General features: G+C 52.3%; 2 protein-coding genes. Both read left to right on the top strand.

Annotated elements, in window-relative coordinates; translation table 11 throughout:
• Positions 1-87: 87 nt before the first annotated feature.
• Complete coding sequence (mnmH, locus tag B4W65_RS16945; protein ID WP_088656344.1) at positions 88-1,128, top strand: tRNA 2-selenouridine(34) synthase MnmH; 1,041 nt, start codon at positions 88-90, stop codon at positions 1,126-1,128.
• A 19-nt stretch (positions 1,129-1,147) separates the two neighbouring features.
• Positions 1,148-2,182, top strand: a complete 1,035-nt coding sequence (gene selD / locus B4W65_RS16950) for a selenide, water dikinase SelD (RefSeq protein ID WP_205741323.1) — start codon at positions 1,148-1,150, stop codon at positions 2,180-2,182.
• The last annotated feature ends 18 nt before the right edge of the window (positions 2,183-2,200 follow it).

Below are 2,200 nucleotides of genomic sequence, written 5' to 3' on the forward strand. Positions count from 1 at the left end.
AGCTGTTCTACACCACTTCCCTTCCAGAGTGAAGCAAGAATTGTTGATGGAGGACAATGAGCCGCAAAAAGCATTAACTTTGCGGGCATGTCTATGGAAATTAGCATTCAGGAATATTACCAGCAGGGAAGGCCCCTGCCTTTGATTGATGTACGTTCGCCTGGTGAATTTGCGCAAGGGCACATTCCAGGTGCGGTCAATATTCCTCTTTTCGATAATGAGGAGCGTGCCCGGGTGGGTACGGTTTACAAGCAGCAATCGCGAGAAAAGGCGATTGCCCTGGGTTATGAGCTGGTGGCGCCTAAGCTGCGGTGGTATGTGGAGGAGGCCGCTAAGGTTGCGCAAGGTGGCCCGCTGGTGGTTCATTGTTGGCGGGGTGGTATGCGCAGTCAGTCCTTTGCCCAACATTTGCGCGACAATGGCTTTAAGCAGGTGCAAACTATAACGGGCGGTTATAAGGCTTACCGGACTTTGGTGCTGGATACCTTTACGCGCGACTGGTCTTTGCATATTTTAGGTGGATATACCGGTAGTGGTAAGACGCATGTGATTGAGCGTCTGATGGAATTAGGTCATCAGGCGGTGGACCTGGAGGGCCTGGCGCACCACAAAGGCTCTGCCTTTGGTGCTATTGGTCAGACCCCCCAGCCCAGCTCGGAGCAGTTTAATAACGACCTGTTTGAACAATGGCGCCATTTTGATATTCGCAAGCCGGTTTGGCTGGAGGATGAGAGTTGCAACATCGGTAAAGTTAATATTGCGATTCCCTTGTTTCAACGAATGCGGGCTGCACCGGTTTTTTTTCTGGATGTTCCCCGTGAGGTGCGGGCTGTTTTACTGGCCCGGGAATATGCCTTCAAGGACGTGGCGCCACTGAAGGCTGCGGTGGCGCGCATTTCTAAGCGTTTGGGGGGACTGGTCACTCAGCAGTGTATGGATTTGCTTGATGCACGTGATTTTTACGAAGTGGCGCTGCTTACGCTGCATTATTACGATAAGACTTATCGGCGGGGATTGAGTATGCGGGATGCCGCTAAAGTAACTGTGCTGCCTGCAAAAACAACCGACTCTCTTGAAAATACCGAATTGTTGTTGAAGGAAGCGGCAAAGGCTGATTTTGCTGTTTGATGATTAATGTTGTATGACTATGAATAATATAAAGATGACACAATACAGTCACGGTGCAGGTTGTGGCTGTAAGATAGCACCCAAGGTATTAACCACCATCCTGGAGAGCCAAAGTGCTCCGCTTAGCGATGTGCGACTGTTGGTGGGTAACGACAGCCGCGACGATGCGGCTGTTTACGATCTGGGCAATGGGGAGGCGATCATCAGTACCACCGATTTTTTTATGCCCATTGTAGATGATCCCTACACCTTTGGTCGTATTGCAGCGGTGAATGCCATCAGTGATGTCTATGCTATGGGCGGCACTCCACTTCTGGCTATCGCTATTTTGGGCTGGCCCATTGATAAGCTGGCGCCTGAGGTGGCCCGACAGGTGCTGGAGGGTGGCCGTGCGGCTTGTAAGGAGGCGGGTATTATTTTGGCTGGTGGACACAGTATCGACAATCCGGAACCCATATTTGGCTTGGCGGTTACCGGTCGTGTGGCCATTGATCGCTTAAAGCGGAACGATGAGGCAACTGCCGGTTGTCGTTTGTACCTGACTAAGCCTCTCGGGGTGGGGATTTTGACTACTGCGCAGAAAAAGGGCTTGTTAAAGCCCGAACATGCGCAACTTGCACCTGAGTCGATGACAAAACTGAATAAGATTGGACAGGACTTGGCTGCCATTGCAGGAGTAAAAGCCCTGACCGATGTAACTGGTTTTGGTTTGTTGGGGCATTTGAGCGAAATGTGCGAGGGCAGCGGAGTGTCGGCTGAGCTGTGGGCCAGTAAGGTGCCGCGCTTTAATGCGGTGGCGGAGTACCTGGCCTTGAATTGTGTGCCGGGTGGTACGCACCGAAACTGGGACAGTTATGGCCACTTGGTGGAGATGGAGAACGATGCCGATCGTCTTTTGTTTTGTGATGCACAGACGAGTGGAGGCTTGTTGATTGCCGTGGAAGAGGCGGCTGCGCCAGAGGTGGAGACTTTGTTGGGGCAGCATGGCTTTTCGACTGAGCCCATTGGGGTGCTGGTGGAGGGGCGGGAGCCCTTAATCAGGGTGCGGTCGTAGTGTATTCCTGCTGCTTAC

The sequence above is a fragment of the Geofilum rhodophaeum genome (genome assembly GCF_002210225.1).
GTDB lineage: Bacteria > Bacteroidota > Bacteroidia > Bacteroidales > Marinilabiliaceae > Geofilum > Geofilum rhodophaeum.

Bases quoted from the DNA above. Each gene is read 5' to 3' on its own strand.
- selD (WP_205741323.1), top strand. From the start codon at position 1,148: ATGAATAATATAAAGATGACACAATACAGTCACGGTGCAGGTTGTGGC.
- mnmH (WP_088656344.1), top strand. From the start codon at position 88: ATGTCTATGGAAATTAGCATTCAGGAATATTACCAGCAGGGAAGGCCC.